The sequence below is a fragment of the Streptomyces sp. A5-4 genome (assembly GCF_051131715.1).
Lineage (GTDB): Bacteria > Actinomycetota > Actinomycetes > Streptomycetales > Streptomycetaceae > Streptomyces.
The window spans coordinates 1870500-1896674 of record NZ_CP178591.1; the positions used below are offsets into that span (position 1 = coordinate 1870500).

At 71.7% G+C, this 26175-nt stretch carries 20 protein-coding genes; 13 read left to right on the forward strand and 7 right to left on the reverse strand.

What is annotated here, in order from left to right:
- The first annotated feature begins 39 nt into the window (after positions 1-39).
- Positions 40-216 (forward strand): hypothetical protein, encoded by a 177-nt coding sequence (locus tag ACLLJJ_RS08620; protein ID WP_434588686.1) that lies wholly within the window; start codon positions 40-42, stop codon positions 214-216.
- A gap of 50 nt (positions 217-266) precedes the next feature.
- On the opposite strand, the gene ACLLJJ_RS08625 is transcribed toward ACLLJJ_RS08620, so the two are convergent.
- Complete coding sequence (locus ACLLJJ_RS08625; protein WP_434588687.1) at positions 267-1070, reverse strand: endo alpha-1,4 polygalactosaminidase; 804 nt, start codon at positions 1068-1070, stop codon at positions 267-269.
- A 294-nt stretch (positions 1071-1364) separates the two neighbouring features.
- Positions 1365-3386, reverse strand: coding sequence for a hypothetical protein (locus ACLLJJ_RS08630; protein WP_434600343.1), 2022 nt, complete (start codon positions 3384-3386; stop codon positions 1365-1367).
- A gap of 320 nt (positions 3387-3706) precedes the next feature.
- On the opposite strand from ACLLJJ_RS08630, the gene ACLLJJ_RS08635 reads away from it, so the two are divergent.
- From ACLLJJ_RS08635 to ACLLJJ_RS08660, 6 genes are all read left to right on the forward strand, one after another.
- The gene (locus ACLLJJ_RS08635) at positions 3707-5251 is read left to right on the forward strand and encodes a leucyl aminopeptidase (RefSeq protein WP_434588688.1); all 1545 of its coding nucleotides are present in this window, start codon (positions 3707-3709) and stop codon (positions 5249-5251) included.
- Between the two features lie 309 nt (positions 5252-5560).
- Complete coding sequence (lpdA, locus tag ACLLJJ_RS08640; RefSeq protein ID WP_434588689.1) at positions 5561-6949, forward strand: dihydrolipoyl dehydrogenase; 1389 nt, start codon at positions 5561-5563, stop codon at positions 6947-6949.
- Between the two features lie 51 nt (positions 6950-7000).
- Positions 7001-8809: a 2-oxoglutarate dehydrogenase, E2 component, dihydrolipoamide succinyltransferase gene (sucB, locus tag ACLLJJ_RS08645; RefSeq protein ID WP_434588690.1), complete on the forward strand. Its 1809-nt coding sequence runs from the start codon at positions 7001-7003 to the stop codon at positions 8807-8809.
- Positions 8810-8938: 129 nt separating this feature from the next.
- A complete protein-coding gene (locus ACLLJJ_RS08650; protein WP_434588691.1) occupies positions 8939-9562 on the forward strand; it encodes a GntR family transcriptional regulator in 624 nt (207 codons plus the stop codon).
- 205 nt (positions 9563-9767) lie between these two features.
- Positions 9768-12446, forward strand: a complete 2679-nt coding sequence (gene aceE / locus ACLLJJ_RS08655) for a pyruvate dehydrogenase (acetyl-transferring), homodimeric type (RefSeq protein WP_434588692.1) — start codon at positions 9768-9770, stop codon at positions 12444-12446.
- A gap of 103 nt (positions 12447-12549) precedes the next feature.
- Entirely contained in the window at positions 12550-13515 is a 966-nt protein-coding gene (locus tag ACLLJJ_RS08660) for a helix-turn-helix transcriptional regulator (RefSeq protein ID WP_434588693.1), read from the forward strand.
- Positions 13516-13544: 29 nt separating this feature from the next.
- Here the strand turns inward: ACLLJJ_RS08660 and ACLLJJ_RS08665 are convergent, their stop codons facing one another.
- The gene (locus ACLLJJ_RS08665; RefSeq protein WP_434588694.1) at positions 13545-14468 is read right to left on the reverse strand and encodes an SDR family oxidoreductase; all 924 of its coding nucleotides are present in this window, start codon (positions 14466-14468) and stop codon (positions 13545-13547) included.
- Positions 14469-14618: 150 nt separating this feature from the next.
- Entirely contained in the window at positions 14619-16583 is a 1965-nt protein-coding gene (locus ACLLJJ_RS08670) for a hypothetical protein (protein ID WP_434588695.1), read from the reverse strand.
- A gap of 259 nt (positions 16584-16842) precedes the next feature.
- On the opposite strand from ACLLJJ_RS08670, the gene ACLLJJ_RS08675 reads away from it, so the two are divergent.
- The gene (locus ACLLJJ_RS08675; protein ID WP_434600344.1) at positions 16843-17361 is read left to right on the forward strand and encodes a DUF4240 domain-containing protein; all 519 of its coding nucleotides are present in this window, start codon (positions 16843-16845) and stop codon (positions 17359-17361) included.
- Positions 17362-17387: 26 nt separating this feature from the next.
- Here ACLLJJ_RS08675 and ACLLJJ_RS08680 read toward each other — a convergent pair whose 3' ends face one another.
- Positions 17388-18545, reverse strand: coding sequence for a PP2C family protein-serine/threonine phosphatase (locus ACLLJJ_RS08680; RefSeq protein ID WP_434588696.1), 1158 nt, complete (start codon positions 18543-18545; stop codon positions 17388-17390).
- Positions 18546-18681: 136 nt separating this feature from the next.
- Complete coding sequence (locus ACLLJJ_RS08685) at positions 18682-19209, reverse strand: GNAT family N-acetyltransferase (RefSeq protein WP_434588697.1); 528 nt, start codon at positions 19207-19209, stop codon at positions 18682-18684.
- A gap of 56 nt (positions 19210-19265) precedes the next feature.
- Here ACLLJJ_RS08685 and ACLLJJ_RS08690 point away from each other — a divergent pair, with 56 nt between their 5' ends.
- Together ACLLJJ_RS08690 and ACLLJJ_RS08695 are read left to right on the forward strand one after the other, a co-directional pair.
- A complete protein-coding gene (locus ACLLJJ_RS08690) occupies positions 19266-20156 on the forward strand; it encodes a TIGR01777 family oxidoreductase (protein WP_434588698.1) in 891 nt (296 codons plus the stop codon).
- A 283-nt stretch (positions 20157-20439) separates the two neighbouring features.
- Positions 20440-21744, forward strand: coding sequence for an NAD(P)/FAD-dependent oxidoreductase (locus tag ACLLJJ_RS08695; protein WP_434588699.1), 1305 nt, complete (start codon positions 20440-20442; stop codon positions 21742-21744).
- A 383-nt stretch (positions 21745-22127) separates the two neighbouring features.
- Here ACLLJJ_RS08695 and ACLLJJ_RS08700 read toward each other — a convergent pair whose 3' ends face one another.
- Positions 22128-23567 carry a regulator gene (locus ACLLJJ_RS08700; RefSeq protein WP_434588700.1) on the reverse strand — a complete coding sequence of 480 codons (1440 nt, stop codon included), beginning with the start codon at positions 23565-23567 and terminating at the stop codon, positions 22128-22130.
- 232 nt (positions 23568-23799) lie between these two features.
- On the opposite strand from ACLLJJ_RS08700, the gene lipB reads away from it, so the two are divergent.
- The 3 genes from lipB (at position 23800) to ACLLJJ_RS08715 (ending at position 26164) form a co-directional block, all read left to right on the forward strand.
- On the forward strand, positions 23800-24645 hold the full coding sequence (gene lipB, locus ACLLJJ_RS08705; protein ID WP_434588701.1) for a lipoyl(octanoyl) transferase LipB: 846 nt from the start codon (positions 23800-23802) through the stop codon (positions 24643-24645).
- A gap of 108 nt (positions 24646-24753) precedes the next feature.
- Positions 24754-25719, forward strand: coding sequence for a lipoyl synthase (locus tag ACLLJJ_RS08710; RefSeq protein WP_434588702.1), 966 nt, complete (start codon positions 24754-24756; stop codon positions 25717-25719).
- Between the two features lie 241 nt (positions 25720-25960).
- Entirely contained in the window at positions 25961-26164 is a 204-nt protein-coding gene (locus tag ACLLJJ_RS08715; protein ID WP_434588703.1) for an SCO2195 family GlnR-regulated protein, read from the forward strand.
- Positions 26165-26175 lie beyond the last annotated feature (11 nt).

A 26175-nucleotide genomic window follows, 5' to 3' on the forward strand; every position in this document is an offset into this window, starting at 1 on the left:
GACTGGGGCGTGACGCGTCCTCGACCAGTGGGAGCAGACATGCTGGCCTTTGTAGCAGCCGCGCTCTTCTTCATCGCGTTCATCCTCCATGCGACCGAGACGTCGACCGAGGTTCTCTTCGCGCCGATGAGCCTCATGCTGTTCGGGCTCACGATCCTGGCCGTGCATCTGGCCGGGGTGGGAGCGAACTGGACCGGCCGCGGACGTCGGCGCTGACGCCGGGCAGGACACCGCACCGCCGTGCCCGGGGCGCGCCCCGGGCACGGCTAGCAGGCCTCCCGCCAGACCCCCAGTTCGTACTTCTTCAGCATGGAGCTGAGCTTCAGCTCGCGCGCCTCGGGACAGAAGCTGCCTACCGGCAGCTCGTACTCCGTGTGGAAGACCGCCTTGCCCGCCTCGATGAACGGCGTCATCTCGGCGCACTCCTCGAACTCGGCGCACTGCTCGTTGACCGCGAAGTCGAAGTCCCCGACCAGCTCGGGGATCTGGCCGAGGTCGTTCTTCAGCCCGACGGCCATGCCCCGCTCGTGGGCGAGGCGGGCGATCAGTCGGTTGTAGGTGAGCTGATGGCCGGCGGTGAGCGGGAAGCCCGTGCGGTTGCGGTAGCCGTCCATGTTGTCGGGCTCGACCGCGTCGAAGCCCTTCTCCCGGCACAGGTCGAAGCGGGCCGCCATCAGGGGCTCCAGGACCTCCGTACGACGGATGTCGAGCCAGCGCTCGCCCTTCCAGCCGTTGCCGCGCCCCAGCAGGGACTTGGGGAACTTGTCCGCGTCCGGCCGGAAGTCCTCCCACGCGCCCGTGGACAGGTAGCAGATGACCTTTCGGCCACGCTTGTGCAGATCGGCCACGGCGGAGGCGGAGTTGGTGAACCCGTCGATGTCGTACACCGGGACGTCGACGGTCGGGTCGATCCTGCCGCTCAGCTGCCACTGCCAGGCCAGACCCGGCTCGGGCTGCCAGCGCGCCCGCGTCGGCGCGTCACTGTCCGGGCGGCCCCGCGGCTCCGCCGAGCAGCCCGCGAGGAGCAGCAGGAGTGTCACCGCGAGCAGTCGTGGGGGTGCCCGCCTCATCGCGACGCCTCCGGGGTGTGCGGCAGGGTCCCCAAAGGGTGCGCCCCGGCGGGAGGGCCGTCGCCGGGATGCTCGTAGAGCGGCACGAGCAGCTGGTTCACTTGGTGGTCCTCACTCACGAATTCTCACTGACGACGCGCTGTGGCACGCCCCGGCAGGGCGCGCCACAGCGCCGAAGTCCTGGGGCGACGGCCCGGTTCCCATCATGACGCCGATGATCAGCGGCCCGGCCGGCCGCCCCCGTCCGAACCCGGCGCGTGTGGCGGGAGCAGTGTCGTTGGTGAGGTGCGGCGGTCAGGCGCTGGGCAGCTTCAGCGTGGCGGCCTGCCGGAGCGTCACCGGATCGGTCCACGCCGAGCGCCGCCCTGCGTAGGGAGTGCCGAACTTGCCGACGCCGAACCTGCCGGCGCCGGGGCGCAGTTGCTTGCGGGTGCCCTCCGGGACGGTGAGGGGGGCGGCGATCCCCCGCGGCCCCTTGACCGTCACCGTCGTGCCGACGCGGTACGCCGTGACCTGGCCGGCGGCGAGCGCCTTGTCCCAGACGGCGCGGCGGGCCAGCTCCGTCCCCACCTCGCGCTGACGCGGATTGACGAGCGGGGCGTTGTCGGCGAACAGGGCGCGGTAGTCGGCGAGAACCCGGTCCACCACGGGGTAGAGAATGCGGCCCTCCGCCAGATTCGACTGGTGGACGTAGTGCGGGCGCGGGTCGTTGGCGATGACATGGCCCAGCGCGGTGCGGGCCTCCTTCGGCACGATGTGCGTGGCGTAGCCGGTGGCCGGGTCGAGCGGCTCGGCCAGGCAGGTGGAGCCGGGGTTGGCCTCGCAGGCACCGCTGCCGCCGTGGGCCGCGCTGCCGTAGATCCAGTTGTACTCGTCGACCATCGCCGCGGTGGTGCCCACGTTGTAGAACACGTTCATCGGGTGGCGCGGCACGGTGGATGCCCCGCCGACGGCGCGCTGCACAGGATCGCGCGAGTTGTCGCTCGCGATCCACCGCACCCCGTTGTCGTCGAGCGCGGGTCCGAGATTCGGATTGTCCACCGGCTGGTGCGGCAGGGTCCTGAGTCCCGAGTGCTCACCGGTGACCAGCTCGGTGCTGTCGAGCGCGAGGCCCTTGCCCACACCCCAGTCGTGGTTGTCGCGGATCTGCGCGGAGACATCGGCGCGGCTCATCCACCGCGTGGCGCCGGCGGCGTCCTTCGCGCACTGCCACGGCACGGTCGAGGTGTCCTGGACGCAGCCGAGGAAGGGATGGGTGTACGTGTGGTTCACCCAGCGGTATTCCGCGCGGTCCGCGAGGAGTTGCTCGGTGAGTGGGTCGCTGCCGCCGTTCTGTCGCTTCCACACCTCGCCGAAGCCCCCGTTGTAGACCATGTCGAGGGCGAAGCCGCTGCTCCGCTGCCACTGGGCCGCGTACCGCGCGTCCGCGGCGCTCATCCGGATCGTGACGGCCCCGTTGCCCTCGCAGCCGAAGTTGCCGGGGGTGCAGTTGCGTTCGGTGTCCCAGCGACTGTCGGGCGCGAAGATGTCGTCGACGTGCACGGAGAAGTAGTTGCGGCTCTGACCCAGATGAACGCCCTGGGTGAGCCATTCGACGACGCCGCGGGCGAGCAGCCGGAACTGCCGCTGGCGTTGGTTGTACGCGAAGGTGACGACCAGTTCGCTGCGCCCGTCGTGGGTGTACTCGCCGACCAGGCTGGCCCGCCCGCCGCCTTCGACCGGCATGTCCAGATAGCTGGTGTACCCCGCGCGGGGCCGCCCCGCGTACCCGTAACTCTCGCCGACCGTAGGGGAGTTGTCCTCGAACTCCACCCGCCCGTCGAGATAGCCGAAGGGTCCGAACCGACCGGCCGATGTGACGGCCGCGTCGACGCCGTCGAGCGGGCCCGCGTACCCGCCGTCGCTCGTGTGGTCGAGCCCGACGCCGGGATGCGCCCAGGTGTACGCGTCGACCTGCCGGACGCCGAAGGTCCTCTCGTACCCGTTCAGCGCCGCGCCCTCGGCGGAGCCCGCGCCGAACGGGTCGGCGTTCGGCAGGACGACGCCCTGGTACTTCGCGCGCGGCGTCCCGTTCAGCGTGTCGCCGAGGAACGCCTCGTCGATCACCGGGCGGCCCGGCTCGTGGAGGTCCACCACGGTGTACGGCACGCCGGTCGTCCTCAGCTCCGCCGCGATCGCGCCGACCGAGGCGCCGCCGTCGTCCACGACCAGCACCCGCAGATCGATCCGCGGCGCCGGCGCCGCCCCCGCGCCCGCCGGGAGCACCACGACCACCATCAGTCCCGCAGCCAGCAACGCCGCCCCGGCCCTGCCCATGCGTGTTCTGTACGCCACGGCGCACCCTCCCCCTCGGGGATCTTTCCGCGAAGAATGTGCGGAAGATCTGCGGAAATCATGCGAAGCAATGCCTTGCCGACTTGCGCGATTGCCTCGAGTGTGGCCGAGACCCCATCTGCCACGTCCTAAACATGGCTGAGACTCCTCTGCCGAGTGAACCGCTCGCTGCTGTGATCGAACGACCGAACCGCGCGTAGGCTCACAGGTGGCGCTCACCCGGCCCGGACGGCGGTGCGTCGGGTACGGCCGACCCCACCCCCTCGGCCGACAGAACTCAACGGAAGCGAGATTTCACCACCGTGACTGCTCTCACTCTCAGCACTTCCGGCGCGGCGGCGCTGCGCGCCGACGCCATCGTCGTCGGCGTCGCGAAGGGATCCAAGTCCGGGGACCTGGTCGTCGCACCGGGCGCCGAGGCCGTGAACAAGGCGTTCGACGGCAAGCTCGCCGCCGTCCTTCAGCTTCTCGGCGCCTCGGGTGCCGAGGGCGAGGTGACCAAGCTGCCCGCCCCGTCCGGCTTCAAGTCCCCGGTCGTGCTGGCGGTCGGACTCGGTGCGCTCCCGGAGAAGGACGACGCGTACGGCGCCGAGTCGCTGCGCCGCGCCGCCGGCGCCGCCGCCCGCGCCCTGACCGGCTCGAAGAAGGCCGGCTTCGCGCTGCCCGTCGAGGCCGTCGAGGACGCCGAGGCCATCGCCGAGGGCGCCCTGCTCGGCGCGTACGCCTTCCTCGCCTACCAGGGCATCGAGAAGGACGGTACGAGCAAGAAGGACCAGAACGGCGCCAAGCTGCCGCTCGGCGAGGTCGCCCTGCTCGGCACCAAGCCGCGCGACAAGGGGTTCAAGGCCGCCGCCGAGCGCGCCGTGGCCCTGGCCGAGGAGATCAACCGCGCCCGGGACCTGATCAACACCCCGCCGAACGACCTCTACCCCGAGTCCTTCGCCGCCGTGGCCACCGCCGCGGGCAAGGAGCACGGCATCAAGGTGCAGGTGCTCGACGAGAAGGCGCTGCTCAAGGGCGGCTTCGGCGGCATCATCGGCGTCGGCCAGGGCGCTTCGCACGGCCCCCGCCTGGTGAAGCTCACGTATACGCACCCCAAGGCGCAGAAGACCCTGGCCTACATCGGCAAGGGCATCACCTACGACTCGGGCGGCATCTCGCTCAAGCCGGCCGGCCACAACGAGACGATGAAGTGCGACATGAGCGGCGCGGCCGCCGTGTTCGCCGCCGTCGTGGCCTCGGCCCGGCTGGGCCTCCAGGTGAACGTCACCGGCTGGCTCGCGCTCGCCGAGAACATGCCGTCCGGCAACGCGACGCGCCCCGGCGACGTCCTGCGCATGTACAGCGGCAAGACCGTCGAGGTCCTCAACACCGACGCCGAGGGCCGTCTGGTCCTGGGCGACGCGCTGGCCCGCGCCTCCGAGGAGCACCCGGACGCGATCGTCGACGTGGCGACGCTGACCGGCGCGATGGTGGTGGCCCTCGGCAACCGCACCTTCGGCATCATGGGCAACGACGAGTCGTTCCGTACCGCGATCCACGAGATCGCGGAGGAGGTCGGCGAGCAGTCCTGGCCGATGCCGATGCCCGTGGAGCTGCTCAAGAGCATGGACTCGCCGACTGCCGACATGGCGAACATCGGCGAGCGCGCGGGTGGCGGCCTGGTGGCCGGTCTGTTCCTGCAGGAGTTCGTCGGCGAGGACATCGCCTGGGCGCACCTGGACATCGCGGGCCCGGCCTACAACGAGGGCAGCCCGTTCGGCTACACGCCCAAGGGCGGCACCGGCACCTCGGTTCGCACCCTGGTTCGGCTGGCCGAGCGCACCGCCTCGGGCGACCTGGGCTGATACCCGCCACCGCACGCGGGCCCCGGCGCAGCGTCCGGGTCCCGCGTGCGTCCACGGGCGTACGACGATTTCGCCCTCGACGAAACTGGCGAAAACCGTACGCCCGTACGCCCGAGTAATTCCGAGAAGAGCGGTACACCACCGCCTCGGACCCCGGCCCCGCGTCCCGCCTCCCGTCAACAAGTGCGAAGATGGGTTCTCGGCAGGACAGGGCCCCCACCACAGGGCCGAATAAAAAAGCGGCCGAACACCAGCCGCCGCCCGGTCTTCGGTGACCGGCGACCGGCGCACATGCATGGAGGACGTGACGTGGCGAACGACGCCGGCACCGTTTTCGACCTAGTGATCCTCGGCGGTGGCAGCGGCGGTTACGCCGCGGCCCTGCGCGGAGCGCAGCTGGGCCTGGACGTCGCACTGATCGAGAAGAACAAGCTCGGCGGCACCTGCCTGCACAACGGCTGCATTCCGACGAAGGCCCTGCTGCACGCGGGCGAGATCGCCGACCAGGCGCGCGAGTCCGAGCAGTTCGGCATCAAGGCCACCTTCGACGGTGTCGACATGGCAGGCGTCCACAAGTACAAGGACGACGTCATCGCCGGCCTGTACAAGGGGCTGCAGGGCCTGGTCGCCTCGCGCAAGGTGACGTACATCGAGGGCGAGGGCAAGCTTTCCTCCCCCACCTCCGTCGACGTGAACGGCCAGCGTGTCCAGGGCCGCCATGTCCTGCTGGCGACCGGCTCCGTGCCGAAGTCGCTGCCGGGCCTGGAGATCGACGGCAACCGCATCATCTCCTCGGACCACGCGCTGACGCTGGACCGGGTCCCGAAGTCCGCGATCGTGCTGGGCGGCGGCGTCATCGGCGTCGAGTTCGCCTCCGCGTGGAAGTCCTTCGGCACCGACGTCACCATCGTCGAGGGCCTGAAGCACCTCGTGCCCGTCGAGGACGAGAACAGCTCGAAGCTGCTTGAGCGCGCGTTCCGCAAGCGCGGCATCGGCTTCTCGCTCGGCGCCTTCTTCGAGAAGGCCGAGTACACCAACGACGGCGTCAAGGTCACCCTCGCAAACGGCAAGGAGTTCGAGGCCGAGCTGCTGCTCGTCGCGATCGGCCGCGGCCCCGTGTCGCAGGGCCTCGGTTACGAGGAGCAGGGCGTCGCGATGGACCGCGGCTTCGTCCTCGTCGACGAGTACATGCAGACCAACGTCGCCACCATCTCGGCGGTCGGCGACCTCGTCCCCACCCTCCAGCTCGCGCACGTCGGCTTCGCGGAGGGCATGCTGGTCGCAGAGCGTCTGGCCGGTCTGAAGACCGTGCCGGTCGACTACGACGGCGTGCCGCGCGTGACGTACTGCCACCCCGAGGTCGCTTCCGTCGGTATCACCGAGGCGAAGGCCAAGGAGGTGTACGGCGCGGACAAGGTCGTCGCTCTGAAGTACAACCTCGCGGGCAACGGCAAGAGCAAGATCCTCAAGACCGCGGGCGAGATCAAGCTCGTCCAGGTCAAGGATGGCGCCGTGGTCGGTGTCCACATGGTCGGTGACCGTATGGGCGAGCAGGTCGGCGAAGCTCAGCTGATCTACAACTGGGAGGCGCTGCCGGCCGAGGTCGCGCAGCTCATCCACGCCCACCCGACGCAGAACGAGGCGATGGGCGAGGCCCACCTGGCACTGGCCGGCAAGCCTCTGCACTCCCACGACTAGTCATCCCGGGCGCAACCACTTCACGCACTTTCGTAAGGAGCAACTGAAACCATGTCGGTTTCCGTAACCCTTCCGGCGCTCGGCGAGAGCGTCACTGAGGGCACTGTCACCCGTTGGCTGAAGGCCGAGGGCGAGCACGTCGAGGTCGACGAGCCGCTGCTCGAGGTATCGACCGACAAGGTCGACACCGAGATCCCGGCCCCCGTTTCCGGCATCCTCGCGTCCATCAAGGTCGCCGAGGACGAGACGGTGGAGGTCGGCGCGGAGCTGGCCCTCATCGACGACGGCTCGGGCGCGCCCGCTGCCGAGGCCGAGTCCGCCCCGGCTGCCGCCGAGGCCCCCGCCGCCGAGCCCGAGGCTCCGGCCGCCCAGCCCGAGGCCGCTCCGGCGGCCGAGGCCGAGGCTCCGGCCCCGGCCGAGGCACCGTCCGGCGGCGCCTCGGGCACCGACGTCACGCTGCCCGCACTGGGCGAGTCGGTCACCGAGGGCACCGTCACCCGTTGGCTGAAGGAGGTCGGCGAGGAGGTCGCGGAGGACGAGCCGCTGCTCGAGGTATCGACCGACAAGGTCGACACCGAGATCCCTTCCCCGGTCGCCGGCACCCTGCTGGAGATCCTGGTCGCCGAGGACGAGAGCGCCGAGGTCGGCGCGAGGCTCGCCGTCATCGGTGCCAAGGGCGCGGCCCCGGCCGCCGCCCAGGCCCCGGCCGACCCGGCTCCGGAGCAGGAGGCCCCCAAGCAGGAGGCCCCCGAGCAGGAGGCTCCCAAGCAGGAGGCCCCGAAGCAGGAGGCGCCGGCTCCGGCCGCCGCCCCCGCTCCGAAGGCCCCCGCCGCTCCGGCTCCGCAGCAGGCACCGGCCCCGGCCGCGCCCGCACCGGCTCCCGCCGCCGCTCCAACAGCCCCGGCGCCCGCCGCCTCCGGCGGTGACGCCGACGGCGCGTACGTGACCCCCCTGGTCCGCAAGCTCGCCGCCGGGAACAGCGTCGACCTGGCCTCGCTCAAGGGCACCGGCGTGGGTGGCCGTATCCGCAAGCAGGACGTCATCACCGCCGCGGAGGCCGCCAAGGCCGCCGCCGCGGCCCCTGCTGCCGCGGCTCCGGCCGCCGCCTCGAAGGCTCCGTCCCTAGAGGTGTCCCCGCTGCGTGGCCAGACGGTCAAGATGACCCGCATGCGCAAGGTCATCGGCGACAACATGATGAAGGCGCTGCACTCGCAGGCCCAGCTGACCACGGTGGTCGAGGTCGACATCACCAAGCTGATGCGGCTGCGCGCCCAGGCCAAGGAGTCCTTCGCCGCCCGTGAGGGCGTCAAGCTGTCCCCGATGCCGTTCTTCGTCAAGGCCGCTGCCCAGGCGCTGAAGGCCTACCCGGTCGTCAACGCCCGGATCAACGAGGACGAGGGCACCATCACCTACTTCGACTCCGAGAACATCGGTATCGCGGTGGACTCCGAGAAGGGTCTGATGACTCCGGTCATCAAGGGTGCGGGCGACCTCAACCTGGCCGGTATCTCCAAGAAGACCGCGGAGCTGGCCGGCAAGGTCCGCGGCAACAAGATCACTCCGGACGAGCTGTCCGGCGCGACCTTCACGATCAGCAACACCGGCTCGCGCGGTGCGCTGTTCGACACGGTCATCGTGCCGCCGAACCAGGTCGCCATCCTGGGCATCGGCGCGACCGTCAAGCGTCCGGTGGTCATCAACCACCCGGACCTCGGCGAGACCATCGCGGTGCGCGACATGACGTACCTGGCACTGTCCTACGACCACCGCCTGGTCGACGGTGCCGACGCGGCCCGTTACCTGACGGCCGTCAAGGCCATCCTGGAAGCCGGCGAGTTCGAGGTCGAGCTCGGCCTGTAGGCCTCCGCAGGACCGTACGCGTGCTGTCGGCGCCCCCGCCCGGAACATCCGGGCGGGGGCGCCGTCGTATTGTCTAGAACCTCCGCCCGTCCAGAACCGCCACGCCCCCACCCGCGCCAAGGAGCCTTCATGACCCCGCCCGTCGTCCACTCGCTGCGCGAGCAGATCCGCGAGCACATCGTGGAGGGCATCGTCAGCGGACGCTGGAAGCCGGGTGAGCGGATCGTCGAGCGGCGGATCGCGGTCGAGCTGGAGGTCAGCCAGACGCCCGTGCGCGAGGCGCTGCGGGAGCTGGAGACGTTGCGGCTGATCGAATCGGCCCCCAACAAGGGCGTACGGGTGCGGAACCTGTCCGCGGCGGACCTGGAGGAGAGCTATCCGGTCCGGGCGGGTCTTGAGCAGATCGCCGCGGAGCTGGCGGCGGAGCGGCTGGCCGAGGACTGCTCGGCGCTGGAGCCCCATGTGGCCGCGCTGTACGCGGCGGACCGGACGGCCGACGGGACGGCCCAGGTGCGGCACACGGTCGCCTTCCACCGGGAGCTGGTGCGGGCGGCCCACAACGGCGTCCTCCTGCACACCTGGGAGGGCCTGGGCATCGAGGTCTTCACGGCTCTGGCCATCCGCTGGCTCGGGACGGTGCAGAAGTCGTACGCCGAGGAGCACGAGGACCTGGTCGAGGCCTTCCGCCGACGGGATCCGCAGATCGGCGCTCTGGTGAAGGAGCACGTGCTCGGGTGTGCTCCGCGTGCCTGATTTCACCCGATTCGCGAAGGCACAGCGTGCCCTTTTTCGTGGCACGGAATGCCAGTTTTGGGATGCGGAGAAGTTTTTCGCTTCAACCCTTTGATCGATCATCGATCAGCGCTCTACAGTCGACGACGGACTCACCAGTCCGCAGCCCTGTCCTGCCAGCCAGGGCCCCCTTTCTCCACCCCCCTCCTTCACGGAAGGCGGCGTCATGACCGACCCCGTACGCAAGCTTCCGAGCGAGCTCGACCAGCTCCCGGACCGCGACCCCGAGGAGACCGCCGAATGGGCGGACTCCCTCGATGCCGTCACCAGGGCGGCGGGTCCGCACCGTGCCGCGTATCTGATGCGTCGCTCCCTCCAGCACGCCGAGGGCGCGGGAATCGCGCTGCCCAAGCTGCTGGAGACCGATTACGTCAACACCATCCCCACCGGCGCGGAGCCCCGGTTCCCCGGTGACGAGGCGATGGAACAGCGCATCACCGCGTGGAACCGCTGGAACGCGGCCGCCATGGTGACCCGCGGCTCGCGCTTCGGCGTAGGCGGCCACATAGCCACTTTCGCCTCGGCGGCCTGGCTGTACGAGACCGGCTTCCAGCACTTCTTCCGGGGCAAGGAGGCGGACGGCTCGGGCGACCAGCTCTACATCCAGGGCCACGCCTCCCCCGGCATCTACGCCCGTGCCTTCCTGGACGGCCGGCTCAGCGAGCAGCAGCTCGACAACTTCCGGCAGGAGGCGGGCGGCCAGGGACTCCCCTCCTACCCGCACCCGCGCCGGCTGCCCTGGCTGTGGGAATTTCCCACCGTCTCCATGGGCCTGGGCCCGCTCTCGGCGATCTACCAGGCGCGGTTCAACCGCTACCTGGCCGGCCGCGGCATCAAGGACACCGCCAACTCGCACGTCTGGGCGTTCCTGGGCGACGGCGAGATGGACGAGCCCGAGTCGACCGCCGCCCTCGCGCTGGCCGGTCGCGAGCAGCTCGACAACCTGACCTTCGTCATCAACTGCAATCTGCAGCGCCTCGACGGTCCGGTCCGCGCGAACTTCAAGATCGTGCAGGAGCTGGAGGCACAGTTCCGCGCCGCCGGCTGGAACGTCGTCAAGTCCCTGTGGGGCTCCGCCTGGGACGAGCTGCTCCAGCTCGACACCACGGGCGCGCTGGTGCGCCGCCTGCGCGAGGTGCCCGACGCGCAGTTCCAGACGTATGCCACGCGTGATGTCGCGTACATCCGTGAGCACTTCTTCGGCGCCGACCCGGCGCTGGTGCAACTGGCCGGCGTACTCACCGACGCGAAGATCGCCGAGTGTTTCCACACCTCGCGCGGTGGCCACGAGCCCCGCAAGGTGTACGCCGCCTACCGCGCCGCCGTCGAGTTCAAGGGCGCGCCGACCGTGATTCTCGCGCAGACGGTGAAGGGCTACACGCTCGGCGCCGGCTTCGAGTCGCGCAACGCCAACCACCAGATGAAGAAGCTCTCGGGCAAGGAGTTCCGCACCATGCGGGACCTGCTCGACCTCCCCATCCCGGACTCCAAGCTGGACGAGGACCTGGTGCCGTACGGCCACCCGGGCGCCGACTCCCCCGAGGTCCGCTATCTGCACGAGCGCCGCGCGGCGCTCGGCGGCCCGGCCCCCGCGCGCAAGGTGCACCCGGTGGCGCTGCCCGAGCCCTCCGAGAAGGCGTTCAAGGCGGTACTGAAGGGCTCGGGGACGCAGGAGATGGCCACGACCATGGCCTTCGTGCGGCTGATGAAGGACCTGATGCGGGAGAAGGAGACCGGCAGGCGCTGGGTTCCGATCGTCCCCGACGAGGCCCGCACCTTCGGCATGGAGTCGCTCTTCCCGTCGGCCGGCATCTACTCGCCGCTCGGCCAGACGTACGACCCGGTCGACCGCGACCAGCTCATGTACTACAAGGAAGCCAAGGACGGCCAGGTCCTCAACGAGGGCATCACCGAGGCCGGTTCCATGGCCGACTTCATCGCCGCGTCGACGTCGTACGCGACGCACGGCGAGCCGATGATCCCGTTCTACATCTTCTACTCGATGTTCGGCTGGCAGCGCACGGCCGACCAGATGTGGCAGCTGGCCGACCAGCTCGGCCGCGGCTTCATCGTCGGCGCGACAGCGGGCCGCACCACGCTCACCGGCGAGGGCCTGCAGCACGCGGACGGTCACTCGCATCTGATCGCCGCGACCAACCCGGCGTCGCTCAACTACGACCCGGCGTTCGCCTACGAGATCGGCATCATCGTCAAGGACGGGCTGCGCCGCATGTACGGCCCGGACCCGGAGAAGAACGAGAACGTCTTCTACTACCTGACGGTCTACAACGAGCCCAAGCGCCAGCCCGCGATGCCCGAGGGCGTCGAGGAGGGCATCCTCAAGGGGCTCTACCGCTTCAACCAGGGCGAGGCGCCGGCCGCGGACTCGCCGCGGATCCAGCTGCTCGCCTCGGGCACCGCGATCCACTGGACCCTGGAGGCCCAGCAGCTGCTGGCCGCCGACTGGGGCGTGGCCTCCGACATCTGGTCGGCCACATCCTGGAGTGAGCTGCGCCGCGACGCGCTGGCCTGCGACGAAGCGCTGCTGCAGGGCGAGCAGCGCACGCCGTACATCACCCGCGCGCTGGCCGGGGCCCCCGGTCCGGTGCTGGCGGTCAGCGACTGGATGCGTCAGGTCCCGGACCAGATCAGCCAGTGGGTCGAGCAGGACTACACCTCGCTCGGCACGGACGGCTTCGGTCTGTCCGACACCCGCGAGGCGGCGCGCCGGCACTTCGGTGTGGACGCCCGGTCGGTCGTGGTCGCGGCGCTGGCGGCGCTGGCCCGGCGCGGCGAGGTCAAGCCGGAGACGGTCAAGGAAGCACGGGAGCGGTACGGGCTGTAGTCGGCCCCGCGCTCGTGCCACAGCCCCCCGTCGCCATGCGGCGGGGGGCTGTGGCACGAGTGCGCTCCGGTCCGTGCGCGGGGGCGCGCGGCACAATGCCTCCATGCGCGCTGCCCGGCTCATCAAGATGGTGCTCCTCCTCCAGTCCCGGCCCTCGATGACCGGGGCCGAGCTGGCGCACGAGCTGGAGGTGTCCGAGCGGACCGTCACGCGGGACGCGCAGGCGCTGTCGGAGGCGGGAGTCCCGGTGTACGCGGACCGGGGCCGGACCGGCGGGTACCGGCTGATCGGCGGCTATCGGACCCGGCTGACCGGGCTCGGCCGCAGTGAGGCCGAGGCGCTCTTCCTGTCCGGGCTGCCGGGCGCGCTGCGCGAGATGGGCCTGGAGGACGCCGCGTCCGCCGCCAGGCTGAAGGTTTCGGCAGCTCTCCTGCCGTCTCTGCGGGGCGCCCCGGACTCGGCGGTGCAGCGCTTCCATCTGGACGCGCCCGGCTGGTACCAGGAGACCCGGGTGCCCAAGGCACTGCCCGCCGTCGCCGAAGCGGTCTGGGACGACCGGCTGCTGTCCGCCCGCTACGGAAGGTCCGACCGGGTGGTGGAGCGGGAGCTGGCGCCGCACGGGCTCGTTCTCAAGGCCGGCGTCTGGTATCTGTGTGCCCGCGCGGAGGGCGACTTCCGGGTCTACCGGGTGGACAGATTCACCGCGGTGGCCGTCTCGCAGCACCGGTTCGAACGCGACGAGGACTTCGATCTGCCGGGCTTCTGGACGGAGCGGGCCGCCCAGTTCAGCAGGTCGATCCTGCGTGCGGAGGCCGTCGTCCGCCTCTCCGAGGAGGGCGTGCGCTCCCTGCCCCACGTCACGGACCGGGCCGCCGCCGCCGAGGCCCTGGCGGCGGCGGGCCCGCCGGACGACCGGGGCCGAACCACGGTCAGGCTCGCCGTGGAGTCGCCGGACGTGGCGCATTCCCAGCTGCTGGCCCTGGGTCCGGAGGCCGAGGTGCTCGAACCCGCGGAGCTGCGGGCCCGGTTCGCGGAGGCGGCGGCCAGGATGCGGGAGCTGTACGGCTGAGGAACGGCCCCGGCCGTACAGCCGGCCGGTCAGCGGTAGTCGCTCGCCGGTGCGTCCTTGCCGCCGAGCGCGACCTCCGAGATGTACTTCCAGGCGTCGGGCCTGCTGCCGTCCGCGTCCGTGAACCCGTACACCTTGGCGAGCCGACCGCTGGAGAGGGACTGCCCGGTCCAGCGGGCCCGCTCGGGGTCGGCCGCGACGGCCGCGACCGCCCGTCCGACGAACACCGGTGATTCGGCGATGGCGAAGTGCGGGTCCTTCGCGATCCCGTCCCGCCAGTTCTCCTCGGTGACGCCGAAGTGGGCCAGCATCTGCTCGGAGCGCAGGAACCCCGGGGTGACCGAGACCGCCGTGCCGCCGAGGTCCCTGAGGTCCTCGGCGAGGTTGAAGGCCATCCGGATCGGGCCGTTCTTGGCGAGGTCGTAGTAGAAGTTCTCGCGGAAGTCGCGGTTGGACTCCGCCGTGCCGTCGGTGACCTCGACGACGAGCCCGCCGCGGTTTCTGATCAGCAGCGGAAGGGCGATGCTGCTGGTGATGATGTGGCTCTTCACGCCGAGTTCCAGCATGCGCAGGCCCTGGTCGAGGTCGGTCTCCCACATCTTCTTGCCGAACACGACCAGGTGCTCATCGCCCCAGAGGTTGTTGACGAGGATGTCGAGACGCCCGTGGTCGCGTTCGATGCGCGCGACGACCTCGGCCACCTGGTCCCGGTCCAGATGATCGGCGGGCAGCGCGACGCCGACGCCGCCCGCCGCCTCGACGAGCTCGGCCGTCTCCTCGATGGTCTCCGACGACCGGCCGACCTCGCTGATCCGCTCGCGGGTGGTGCGCCCGGTCGCGTACACCGTCGCGCCCGCCGCCCCGAGCTGCACGGCGATCTGCCGGCCCGCTCCCCGGGTGGCCCCGGCGACCAGTGCGATCCGGCCCGCCAGTGGTGTGTTCTGCTCGCCCATGTCTGCTCCTCCGTGTGCTTCCGCGCGCCTCCACGTGAACCGGCGCGAATCGAAGGAATCGCGTGGATCCACGTGCCGCTGCCCTGCTTGCGCCTCGACACTGCCACCGAAAGCAGACACCTTCTGTCGGGTATACGCGGGGGTTCCCGGTCAGCGCAGCGCGGCCAGCGTCCCGCCCTCCGCCAGGGCGGCGCGCAGCTTCGCGTCGGCTCCCTCGGGGGCCCGTACCGCCATCGTCGGTCCGTCCGCGGTGGCACGCACCGCGCCGGTGGCCTCGATGCGGGTGATGCGGCGGCTGCCTGCCGCGAGGAGGCACCAGTCGCCGGACCTGGACTTCCAGTGGGCGCCCGCCAGGACGTGCCGGCCGAAGCGGGTGGCCGAGGCGGTGTTCCTCGCCTCGGCCACCCGCACGCCGGGCGTTGTCCGCGACGTACCGGGGAGCTGGAGCTGGACCAGGACCCTCCCCGGGCCCTGCCAGGTGTCGGCGCGGGTACAGATCCAGGACGCGCGCCCGCCGGACTCCGGGAGCGTCTGCTGGGCGTACACCCAGTTGTTGACGGCGCGCACGCCCGAGCCGCGCAGCGAGTCGAGGTGGCAGGCGCCGCGGGCCCAGCTCAGCAGAGCCGGGCCGCCGGTCGCCTCCCTGGGCCGGCGGGCCGGGGCGCCGCTGCCCGGCGGCGGCGTATAGGTGAGGTGTACGGGCGCGAGGTCGCCGAGGTCGGTGACCAGGAAGGCGTGCTTCTCCACGATGAGTTCGGACGACTGCATCTGGAGCACGGGCCAGGAGTCGCGGCCGGCGCCGCCTGAGGGGCCCGGCACGACATCGGTGACGCCGTCCTTGCCGACCGCGAGGTCGCGGGCCGGGGTGTCGGGCTCCAGGAGGTCGCGGGTGGCGCACTCGGCGATCCACGGCGCCGTCAGATAGCGGGCGCCACCGGCCCGGCGGGTCACCACGAGCGCCGCGGCCGAGGTGACGTCGGCGTCGTCGGTACGGGCGAAGTCGAGCACGGGGGCCCCGGAGCCGGACTCCGGCTCGGCGTACCGGACCACGCGCTGACCGTCGTGCAGCAGCACCACCGCGGTGCCGTCGACCCTTCCCGCGTACAGCTGGCGGGGTGGGTGCGCGGGCGCGGCGGTGGCGGTGTCGGGGGTGGGCGCTGACGCGCACCTCACGCGTGGGTCCTGCCCACGCGGCGAGGGCCCGGCCGAGCAGGGCCAGGTCGTCGGTGCGGTCGCCGCGGGCCGGCCAGGAGGTGAAGTCGACACGGGAGGTGTCGTGCGCGCCCCGCCCGGGGCGCGCACCAGACGGGTGGGGTCCAGCGCCCGCCCCGCCGCCGAGCGGTCAACGGGCCCGGCGGCCACGACGGGCGCGCGCGCGTCCTCGGCCTCGTCCCCGGCTCCGGCCAGCACGGGCAGCGTCACGGCGGCCAGCGCGACCACCGCGGCGACGACGACGGCCGCCCTGCCCCGCTGCCGCCTGCGCAGCAGATCCGTGGGGCGGGTGTGCACGAAGCAGGGGTCGAACTCGCCGGAGAGCAGCAGCGACCGGGAGCCCCCGCCCGTCTCCTCCCCGGCCGTGCGGGCCAGCCGTTCCGCGGTGCGCAGGCTGAGGCCCGCCTCCGCCACGCCCGCCTCGGTGAGCAGGGTGCGGGTCTGCGTCTCGGAGAGCCCTTCGAGCCGGCGCAGGGCGAGCGCGGCCCTGGTCGCCGCGTCCGCCCCGGACAGCACCTGCTCCAGCGCCAGTTCGTCGGCGCCCCCCGCCGCCGGGAAGAGCCGCAGTCCCCACACTGCGGGCAGGACGTGGCGCAGCGCCCTGGGCGACGGGAGGCGGCCGGGCCACCAGCCGGGACGCCGCGCGTGGGCCAGCGCGTCGTGCAGCACCCGGGCGCGGAGCAGGGCGTATCCGGGGCTGGTGACCGGAGCCCCGCGCTGGGCCGGGACCCTGGGCGCCGTGGACGGTTCGGTACGGGCCCTGGGCAGGGCGCGCTGCACGGTGGCGTGGGCGGCGAGCACCCGCCGGTGGCGGCCCAGAGCGGGCGGCAGGGTGATAAAGGCGAGCCGGACGAGTCGCGGACAGTGCTCGACGAGTGCGGCTTCGGCCTGCTCCACGCTCACCGGCGCACCGATGGCTCCGGTGAGCTCCGACGGCTCCGGCTAGTCTGCGATTCGCATGGCGAGGGCAACCCCTTAGAGGGTGAGTAATCGTGCTTCGCCTGCCCTTCAAACGAGTGAATCATGGGACGGTCACACCGGATGCGCCCCCGGTTGGCTCCCCGCACCACGTGGACAGGGACTCGAACGTGAGTAACGAGACAGCCGTATACGGTGCGCTCCGCGTGCGCCCGCCTGTTTCAACCCCGATGCTTGACCCGTGATGGACGAGACGGACTTCTGGAAGATCATCGACAGCACCCGCGTGGCCGCCGAGGGCGACCCCGAGGATCATGCGGACCTGCTTGTCGAGCGCCTGCTCCAGCGCGACCCCGATTCCGTGCTCGACTTCGCCAGACATTTCGAGGTGCGCTACAACCGCGCGTACCGCTGGGATCTTTGGGGCGCGGCGGCCGTGCTCCTCGGTGGCGCGAGCGATGACGCCTTCGACTACTTCCGCTGCTGGCTGATCGGCCAGGGCCGGGAGGTCTTCGAGGGCTCGCTGCACGATCCGGACAACCTGGCCGAGCTCCTCGACGAGTTCGACGAGGAGATCGACGGGGACGGCGAGGAACTCGGGTTCGCGGCGGACGAGGCGTACGAGCAGCTCACCGGCGCGGTCGCGCCCGACCTGGGCGTCCCGGCGCAGGCGCCCGAACCGGAGGGCTCGCCCATCGACTTCGAGGACAACGACGTCCTGGCCGACCGCTGTCCCCGGCTCTGGGAACGGTTCGGCGCGTAACACCCCATCTGTCGCAGCCGCCCGCCTCATCGGCGGCGGGCGGCTGCTGTCTGCGCACGGTCGCGTTCCTGGGCGGCGTCGGGCGCGAGTGCCAGCAGGGCCACGTCGTCGTGCACGTCGTCCGCGCGGCCCACGAAGCGCACCAAGTCCTTGCGTACGGCCTCGGTGAGGCCCAGCAGATCGTCGGCGGGCACCGAATCGGCCAGGGCGGCCAGCCGCCGCTCCAGCGGGTAGAAGGCCCCCGCCGCGTCCCGCGCCTCCGTCACGCCGTCGGTATGGACCAGGATCCGGTCGCCCGGCTCCAGCGGCACCGAGACCGCCTTGGGCGGCGCCACTCCCGCCAACCCCATGCCCAGCGGCGGCGACGGGTCGACCGGCAACTCACGCGCGGTCCCGCCCCGCAGCAGCAGCGGCGCCGGGTGACCACAGCAGATGATCCGTACGACGGCTTCGTCGGCCGGGAACTCCAGCGCGACCACGGTCGCGAAGAGCTCCGCGTGCTCCTCCGACCCGGCGTCGACGACGAGCCGCCGTTCGAGCCGCGCCGCGATCCCCGCCAGGTCGCCCTCGTCCAGCACCGCTTCCCGGAAGGCGCCGAGGAGTGCGGCGACCGTGGAGACCGCCGCCATTCCGTGCCCCTGCACATCGGCCACCACGGCCCGTACGCCGTGCGGCCCGTCGCGTACGTCGTAGAGGTCCCCGCCCACCAGCGCCCCGCGCTGCGCGGACCGGTACAGCCCGGCGCAGCGCACCCGCCCCACCGTGGCCGGCAGCGGCGGGAGCACCGCGAGCTGGGCGGCCTCGGCGACGGTGCGGACCGTCACCAGCTGCTCGTCCCGCCGGGTACGCACCCACGCGATGACCACGCTGAGCAGGACGACCAGCAGCACGGCGAGCAGGTCGCCGCCCTCGACGTACCAGATATGGCGGGTGTAGGGCAGGGACAGCACCAGCAGGGTGAGGGCGCCCAGTACGCCGACGCTCACCGGGCCGTAGGCGAGGGCGGCGACCGGCGGCAGGGCGACGAGGAAGAAGCCCAGCTGCACGCTCTCGGGAGTGACCAGCTGGGCCAGGCAGAGCAGCACCAGGATCAGTACGGGCAGCAGCTTGAACCAAGGCGGCTGCGGCGCCCCGGTCAGCCACTTGGGTGCCTCGTCCGCGCCCCTGGCCCGTGTCGAGCTCATCGGGCGGCGCGCCCTGTCGGATCCCCGGCGGCCCGCCGGGGCGTTGCGGAGCCCGGCACAGCCCCTGGGCCCAGGGCGCGGGGGGCTGCCGCGGGCGGCGGCGTCCGATGATCGGTCATGGCTCGCCCACTATCGCTCAGGGACCGAGGGTCCGCCCCATGAGCACGTCGTCGACGTACTTCCCTTCCAGCAGGAACTCGCCCGGCAGCACACCCTCGACCTTGAAGCCCTCCGACTCGTACAGCGCGCGGGCGGGCCCGTTGTGCCCGAGCACCCGCAGCGTGATGCGCACCGCGCCCAGCCGCCGCGCCTCGTCCATCGCCGCTCGGAGCAGCGCACGCGCGACGCCGTGTCCCCGGGCCCACCGCGCCACGGCAAGGCCCTGGATGAGCTTCACGTGCGCGTTGGCGGCAAGGGGGCTGGGCGGAAGGAGCCGGAGGAAGCCCGCGATGCGGCCGTCCACCTCCGCCACCAGGAAGTGCTCCGGCGGGTGCTTGGCGTCGAAGAAGGGGAGATACGGCGGCTCGGCCCTCGGCAGTACGGCGTGCAGCGTCGACCAGGTGTCGCGGTCGAGCTCGGAGAGGCCGTTGTCGTCCGCCCGCTCCCCGGGCCGTATGAGGGGCTTCGCCCCGTGGGAAGTACTCGGAATCTTCGGCTCGGACATGCCCGCCACTGTGCCACGGGCCCCCAACGGGCCCGGATGGGGGGCAGGATGGGCTTATGCGGATCGCGGTTACCGGCTCGACCGGTCTCATCGGAACGGCGCTCGTGCGCTCCCTGCTCGCCGACGGGCACGAGGTGGTGCGCCTGGTGCGGCGCCCCTCGCGCACGAAGGACGAGGTGACGTGGGACCCGAAGCGGCAGTACGTCGACGCCGACGGGCTCGCCGGGTGCGGGGCGGTGGTCCATCTCGCCGGGGCGGGCGTCGGCGACCACCGGTGGACCGAGGCGTACAAGAAGGAGATCCGTGACAGCCGGGTGCTCGGTACGGCGGCCATCGCCGAGGCCGTCGCCTCGCTCGACGTGAAGCCCTCGGTGCTCGTGAGCGGTTCCGCCATCGGTTTCTACGGGGACACCGGGGACCGCGCGGTGGACGAGGAGGCGCCCCCGGGCGACGGTTTCCTGCCGTCCGTCTGTGTGGAGTGGGAGGAGGCCGCCGCGCCGGCCGAGGAGGCGGGCGTACGGACCGTGTTCGCCCGCACCGGTCTGGTGGTCTCGCGGGACGGCGGCGCCTGGGGGAAGCTCTTCCCCATTTTCAGGGCGGGTCTCGGCGGCCGGATGGGATCGGGCCGCCAGTACTGGAGCCACATCGCCCTGCACGACCATGTGGCCGCACTGCGCCACATGATCGACACCGAGTCGCTCTCGGGCCCGGTGAACCTCACGGCGCCCCGGCCGGTCACCAACCGCGAGGTGACCGAGGCGATGGGGCGGGTGCTGAAGCGGCCGACGCTCTTCACCGTGCCCGCGCCCGCGCTGCGGATCGCGCTGGGCGAATTCGCCGGGGACGTGCTGGGCAGTCAGCGGGTGGTGCCCGGGCGGCTGATGGAGTCGGGCTTCTCCTTCGCGTTCCCGGGAATCGAGGAAGCGGTGCGGTCGGCTCTGCGCTGACCGATTCCGATCGAATCCCTTTCGAATCCCTCCCCGGTACTTACTGATCCCCTTCTGATTTCTTCCTGATCCCTGTCGAAGTACGACCATTGCGCTCCGATCGCGATCAGGTTGCCGCCCCCCCTCCTGCTCGCCCCGTGCTCCTGGCGTGCTCCGGTGCCCGGTCGGTGCGCGACTGTGCGCGCGGGTGCCCGCTCCTACGCTGCAACCCGGATTCCGGTATTCCGTGGCCGACCGGGGGCATAAGAACCCCGTCGGTCACGTCGGCCTCGGGGAGGGGCACGTGCTCAGCAGCGCTCACCATGCGGACGTCGTCATCGTGGGAGCCGGCGTTGCCGGTCTCTCCGCCGCGCACCAGCTGACCAGCGCGGGTGTGACCGTCACCGTCCTGGAGGCGGCCCCCTGTACGGGCGGCCGGATGTCCACCGAGGAGATCGACGGATTCCGGCTGGACCGCATCGGCCAGGTCCTCAGCACCGCCTATCCCGAACTGCGGCGGACACCGGGTCTTGACGGGCTCGTCCTGCGCCCGTTCACCCCCGGCGTCCTGGTGCACAGCGAGGGCCGGCGCTACCGGGCCGGAGTGGCAGGGAGCGCACGGGGCGCACTCACCGCCGCGCGCGCCATGAAGGGCGCCCCCCGGCCCCCGTTCGGCGGCGCACTCGATCAGGCGCGCCTCGGCGCGGCACTCGCACGGTTCGCGGCCACGCCGACGCACCGGCTGGCGGCCCGCCCCGAACTGCCCGCCCTCGAAGCCCTGTCCGGGCGAGGGCTGTCGTCCCGTACGGTCAACGGCTTCCTGCGCCCCCTGCTGTCAGCGCTGCTGTGCGACCCCGGGCTGACCACCTCCAGCCGGTGTGCGGACCTGGCGCTGCGCGGCTTCGCACGCGGCAGGCTGTGCGTGCCCGCGGGCGGCGCCTCCGCGCTGCCCGAACTGCTGGCCGCGGGCCTGCCGCCCGGCACGGTCCGTACCGGCATACGCGTCACCTCCGCGTCCACCACCTCGGTGACCACCGAGGAGCACGGCGAACTCTCCTGCCGCTCCCTGCTGCTGGCCACCGGCGCCCGCGCAGCCGCCGGGCTGCTGCCCGGACTGCGGGTGCCGCCCTTCCATCCGGTGACCGTCCTGCACCACGCGGCGCCGCTGTCCCCGCTGAAGGACGCCGCGTTGCTGCTCGACGCCGACCGGAGCGGGCCCGTCTCGCACACCGCCGTGCTCAGCGAGGTCGACCCCACCCGCGCCCCACGGGACAGGGCGCTGATCTCGTCGACGGTGCTCGCCGCTCCCCCGCCGGACGCAGACCGCGTCGTACGGGCCCACCTCGCCAGGCTCTACGGCACCCCGACGGACGACTGGCAGCTCCTCGCCGTCCACCACGACCGTGAGGCGGTTCCCGCCATGCCGGCCCCGCACGACCTGCGCCGCCCCGTACGGCTCCTGTCGGGCCTGTACGTGTGCGGCGACCACCGCGACACGAGCACGGTGCAGGGCGCGCTCTACTCGGGCCGCCGGGCCGCGCACGCGATCCTGCACGACTTCGGCATCCGGCCGGGATACGCGACGGAGCAGCTGCGCGACGCCGCCTGAGGGCGCCGGGTCGGTGGCCGCGCCCAACATGCTCCGCCCCGGCCGGACCAACTGGGCGGACCACAACTGATCGTTGGGTGCGGCTGACGTGGGTGGCCGGTGCTCGCATCGGACACCCCGATCACCGCCGACGGCCAGGAGGAGGCCAGGAGGACACCGGGCGTCACCGCGGTCCGGGGTCGCCAACATGCGGGCCGGACCGGCCGGGTCATACTGCCGCCGGGCACCACGGGCCGTCATGTCCGCGTCCAGCTGGAGTCGCCCATCGACCCGCCCCCCCCTGGCCGAGGTCCAGGTAGGACGCGTACGGGCCCGTAGCGCGTCTGCCGGGCGGGCTCGAACGCATCGGGACCGCCCGGCGGACGGCCCCGCCACGCCCACTGTCACCCCAGCGCCGCGACCCGGTCCCGGTAGTTGCGTGCCGCCGCGGACTCCCGGTACGGCTCCAGCCGCTTCTCGAAGTCCCGTACGTACTCCAGCGCCCGCGCCGACCGCATCTCGCCCGCCTGCTGCGCCGACTCGGCGCCCAGCGCGCACGCCTTGTCCAGCTCCCCGAGCCCCAGCCGCGCCGAGGCCAGCACCACCCGGCAGAAGAGCCGACTGCGCGCGTACCCGGGCGCCCGCAGCTGCAGGGACCGCTCGGCGTGCTGCGCCGCCGCCCGGTACTGCTGGAGATCCCGGTGGCAGTGCCCGAACTCGTCCGCCAGCTGCGCCTCGTCGAAGAAGCGCGCCCAGTGCGGCACCTCGTCGCCGGGCCGCGCCGTCTCCATCGCCCGCTCGGCCCGCACCAGCGACGCCGTGCACGCCCGCACCTCGCCCAGCACACCGTGCCCGCGCGCCTCGACGGCGTGCAGCATCGCCTGCACCACGGCCGGCGCCGAGCTGCCGACCCCCTGCTGGGCGACCCGGGCCAGCTGCACCGCCTCCCGGCCGTGCCCCAGATAGACCGCCTGTCTGCTCATGGTGACCAGCACGTACGACCCGTAGGACCGGTCGCCGGCCGCCTGCGCCAGCCGCAGCGCCTGCACGAAGTACCGCTGGGCGAGGCCGTGCGCCGCGATGTCGTACGACGTCCAGCCCGCGAGCCGGGTCAGATCGGCGGCGGCGGCGAACAGCCGCCGCCCCGTCGCCTCCCCGTACGTACCGCGCAGCATCGGCTCCGCCTCGTGCTCCAGATAGCGCACCAGGGCCTGCCGCGCGTGCCCCCCGCCGTAGGCCTGGTCCAGCGTGCGAAAGAGCTCGCCGACCGAGCGCAGCGCGGCGATGTCGCCCGAGGTGACGCGCTGCCCGGGGCCGCGGTCGGTCTGCCGCTGCCGGGGCACCGCGGGGCGGCCCTGCACGGGCACCCGCACGCCGTTCGACGGCTCTCCGCGCCCCACCCGGTCGTCGGGCCTGCCGATCAGCCAGTCCCGGCTCGGGACCACCAGACCGGCCGGGGTGAACGCGATCTTTCTCAACTCCGCGTGGCTGCCGGAGTCCTTGCGCCAGAGCCCGCTGACGATGTCGATCGCCTCGTCGGGGGTGGCGGCGAACTCCAGCCCCGCGTACACGGGCGCACACGCGTCGAGCCCCAGGTCCTGGGCGGTCAGCCGTCTGCCGAGCCGCCGGGTGAACACCTCGGCGATCAGGGCGGGCGTGGTGCCGCGCGGCTGCTGACCGCGCAGCCAGCGGGTCACCGACGTCTTGTCGTACCGAAGATCCAGGCCGTGCTCCAGGCCGAGCTGATCCACCCGTCGGGCAAGGCCTGCGTTGGAGAATCCCGCTTCTGCGACGAGCGTGGCGAGCTGGCGGTTGGGGGTGCGCTGCGGAGGTCGTTCCGTCATCAGCTGTGCGGTCTCCTGCCTTCTGGGCTCCTGGAGCAGCCCTCATGGAACGGCGCGAATTTAGCGGCCCTGGGCGCCCGTACTGCCACCTTCGCCCCGCATTCATCCGATCGTGTGAGGATTTCTGCAGACGCTGACGAAAACGACCTGCCGGGGGGTCCCCCTCCGCGCGGTCGTACAGTGGCGGAGGGCGCGCAAACGTGCACGGTGAAGGTTCTAGGGAGGCGTTGCCGTGAGTGAGCTGCGGTTTGTCCGACTTGGGTTCGGCGAGGAAGCCGTCGAATACCAGGAGGCCTGGCAGAAGCAGCGTGAGGTGCATGCGGCGCGGTTCGCGGACGAGGTCCCGGACACCTGCCTGCTCCTTGAGCACCCGCCCGTCTATACGGCGGGCCGGCGCACCGCGGACAGCGAGCGCCCACTGGACGGCACGCCCGTGGTGGACGTGGACCGCGGTGGCAAGATCACCTGGCACGGCCCGGGCCAGCTCGTCGGCTACCCGATCATGAAGCTGCCGCGCCCGGTGGACGTCGTGGCGCATGTGCGCCGCCTGGAGGACGTCCTGATCCGCACCTGTGCGGAGTTCGGTGTACGGACCTCCCGGGTCGAGGGCCGCAGCGGGGTCTGGGTGCTCGGCGACCCGGTGGAGGAGCGCCCGTCCTTCGGCGGCCTCTCCCTCGACCTCGACCCGCGCCTGCAGGACGACGAGTTCGACCCGCGGATGAACGGGCCCGAGTACGCCCCGTCCAACGCGGGCCAGCGCCGCGAGGACCGCAAGCTCGCCGCCATCGGCATCCGCGTCGCCAAGGGCGTGACGATGCACGGCTTCGCGCTGAATGTGAACCCCGACAACACCTGGTTCGACAGGATCGTGCCGTGCGGCATCCGCGACGCGGGGGTCGCCTCACTGGCGAGCGAGATGGGCACCCCCGTCACCATCGCCGACGTCCTGCCGGTTGTCGAGAAGCACCTCCGCGACGTCCTGGAGCAGGCCGAGCTCGCACCCCGCGTCGTGGAACGGGTCGCGGAGGCCGCGCGGGCCCCGGAAGCCCCGAAGGCCGGAGAAAAGGCATCCGCCTAGAACCAGGGAATGCGCCTCTCCGGCCGTGGGTTGGCCAGTCGTAAAGCCATACAAATATCGGGCGTACCCTGGTGTTCGCCGAAGAATCGAAGTCGTAGGGAGCCCGACGTGTCCGCTGTCGCACCCGACGGACGCAAGATGCTGCGCCTGGAAGTCCGGAACGCCCAGACCCCCATCGAGCGCAAGCCCGAATGGATCAAGACCCGGGCGAAGATGGGTCCCGAGTACACGAAGATGCAAGCCCTCGTGAAGAGCGAAGGTCTGCACACCGTGTGCCAGGAGGCCGGCTGTCCGAACATTTACGAATGCTGGGAGGACCGCGAGGCGACCTTCCTCATCGGTGGCGACCAGTGCACCCGACGCTGTGACTTCTGCCAGATCGACACGGGCAAGCCCGACGCCCTCGATCTGGACGAGCCGCGCCGCGTGGGCGAGTCCGTCGTCACGATGGACCTGAACTACGCCACCATCACCGGCGTCGCACGCGACGACCTGGAGGACGGCGGTTCCTGGCTGTACGCGGAGACCGTGCGCAAGATCCACGCGATGACCGCGGACCGGGCCGAGGGCCAGACCAAGGTCGAGCTCCTGATTCCCGACTTCAACGCGGTGCCCGAGCAGCTGGCCGAGGTCTTCTCGTCCCGTCCCGAGGTCCTCGGGCACAACGTCGAGACCGTGCCGCGCATCTTCAAGCGGATTCGTCCCGCCTTCCGTTACGAGCGCTCCCTCGAAGTGATCACCAAGGCCCGCGAGGCCGGCCTGATCACCAAGTCCAACCTCATCCTGGGCATGGGCGAGGAGCGCTCCGAGGTCACCCAGGCGCTGCAGGACCTGCACAACGCGGGCTGCGAGCTCATCACGATCACCCAGTACCTGCGCCCCACCCCGCGGCATCACCCCGTCGAGCGCTGGGTGAAGCCGCACGAGTTCGTGGAGCTCCAGAAGGAGGCCGAGGACATCGGCTACTCGGGTGTGATGTCCGGCCCACTGGTCCGTTCCTCGTACCGCGCGGGCAGGCTGTTCAAGCAGGCGATGGAGCGACGCGGCGAAGTGGCCGCGACTCCGGCTGTGTGAATCCGAGCACAAGTGGTTACTGGCCAGTAACGGCCGAGATGACGCGGCTCGTACCGTCCCCGCAGGTGGGGGGCGGGTACGGGCCGCGTCCACGTATGCGCCCGGCACATCAGGGCTTCATGCGTGTTTGACCGGCCGGTCATGCGCTGGTAACACCAGTCAGTGACCCTAGGTTTACGCACAGCTGCACTCCCGCACGCGTCCGTTCCTTAAGTCACCCGCTCCGAGAGGGACACCCACCATGCAGGCCGCGACGCCCGTACGCGCCACCGCCATCCCGTCCGTCACCGACGCTCTCCGCGCCGTCGAGTCGCTCCTGATGGGCAGCCCGCAGCGCACCGCACGCAGGAACGCCTGGACTTCCGTGCTCGAAGACCGTCGCCGGGCCAAGGACAGGGGCGAGGCCCAGCACGTACTCGAGGCCGTGGCTAGCCGCACTTCGTAGGCAACGTAAAC

Excerpts from the sequence above, each read along its gene's own strand:
- ACLLJJ_RS08660 (WP_434588693.1), top strand. The coding sequence starts at position 12,550 with ATGCGCGCTGCCCGGCTCATCAAGATGGTGCTCCTCCTCCAGTCCCGG.
- ACLLJJ_RS08665 (WP_434588694.1), bottom strand. The coding sequence starts at position 14,468 with ATGGGCGAGCAGAACACACCACTGGCGGGCCGGATCGCACTGGTCGCC.
- aceE (WP_434588692.1), top strand. The coding sequence starts at position 9,768 with ATGACCGACCCCGTACGCAAGCTTCCGAGCGAGCTCGACCAGCTCCCG.
- ACLLJJ_RS08700 (WP_434588700.1), bottom strand. The coding sequence starts at position 23,567 with ATGACGGAACGACCTCCGCAGCGCACCCCCAACCGCCAGCTCGCCACG.
- ACLLJJ_RS08625 (WP_434588687.1), bottom strand. The coding sequence starts at position 1,070 with ATGAGGCGGGCACCCCCACGACTGCTCGCGGTGACACTCCTGCTGCTC.
- ACLLJJ_RS08690 (WP_434588698.1), top strand. The coding sequence starts at position 19,266 with ATGCGGATCGCGGTTACCGGCTCGACCGGTCTCATCGGAACGGCGCTC.
- ACLLJJ_RS08680 (WP_434588696.1), bottom strand. The coding sequence starts at position 18,545 with ATGAGCTCGACACGGGCCAGGGGCGCGGACGAGGCACCCAAGTGGCTG.
- sucB (WP_434588690.1), top strand. The coding sequence starts at position 7,001 with ATGTCGGTTTCCGTAACCCTTCCGGCGCTCGGCGAGAGCGTCACTGAG.
- ACLLJJ_RS08630 (WP_434600343.1), bottom strand. The coding sequence starts at position 3,386 with ATGGGCAGGGCCGGGGCGGCGTTGCTGGCTGCGGGACTGATGGTGGTC.
- ACLLJJ_RS08685 (WP_434588697.1), bottom strand. The coding sequence starts at position 19,209 with ATGTCCGAGCCGAAGATTCCGAGTACTTCCCACGGGGCGAAGCCCCTC.
- ACLLJJ_RS08650 (WP_434588691.1), top strand. The coding sequence starts at position 8,939 with ATGACCCCGCCCGTCGTCCACTCGCTGCGCGAGCAGATCCGCGAGCAC.
- ACLLJJ_RS08715 (WP_434588703.1), top strand. The coding sequence starts at position 25,961 with ATGCAGGCCGCGACGCCCGTACGCGCCACCGCCATCCCGTCCGTCACC.
- ACLLJJ_RS08675 (WP_434600344.1), top strand. The coding sequence starts at position 16,843 with ATGGACGAGACGGACTTCTGGAAGATCATCGACAGCACCCGCGTGGCC.
- ACLLJJ_RS08620 (WP_434588686.1), top strand. The coding sequence starts at position 40 with ATGCTGGCCTTTGTAGCAGCCGCGCTCTTCTTCATCGCGTTCATCCTC.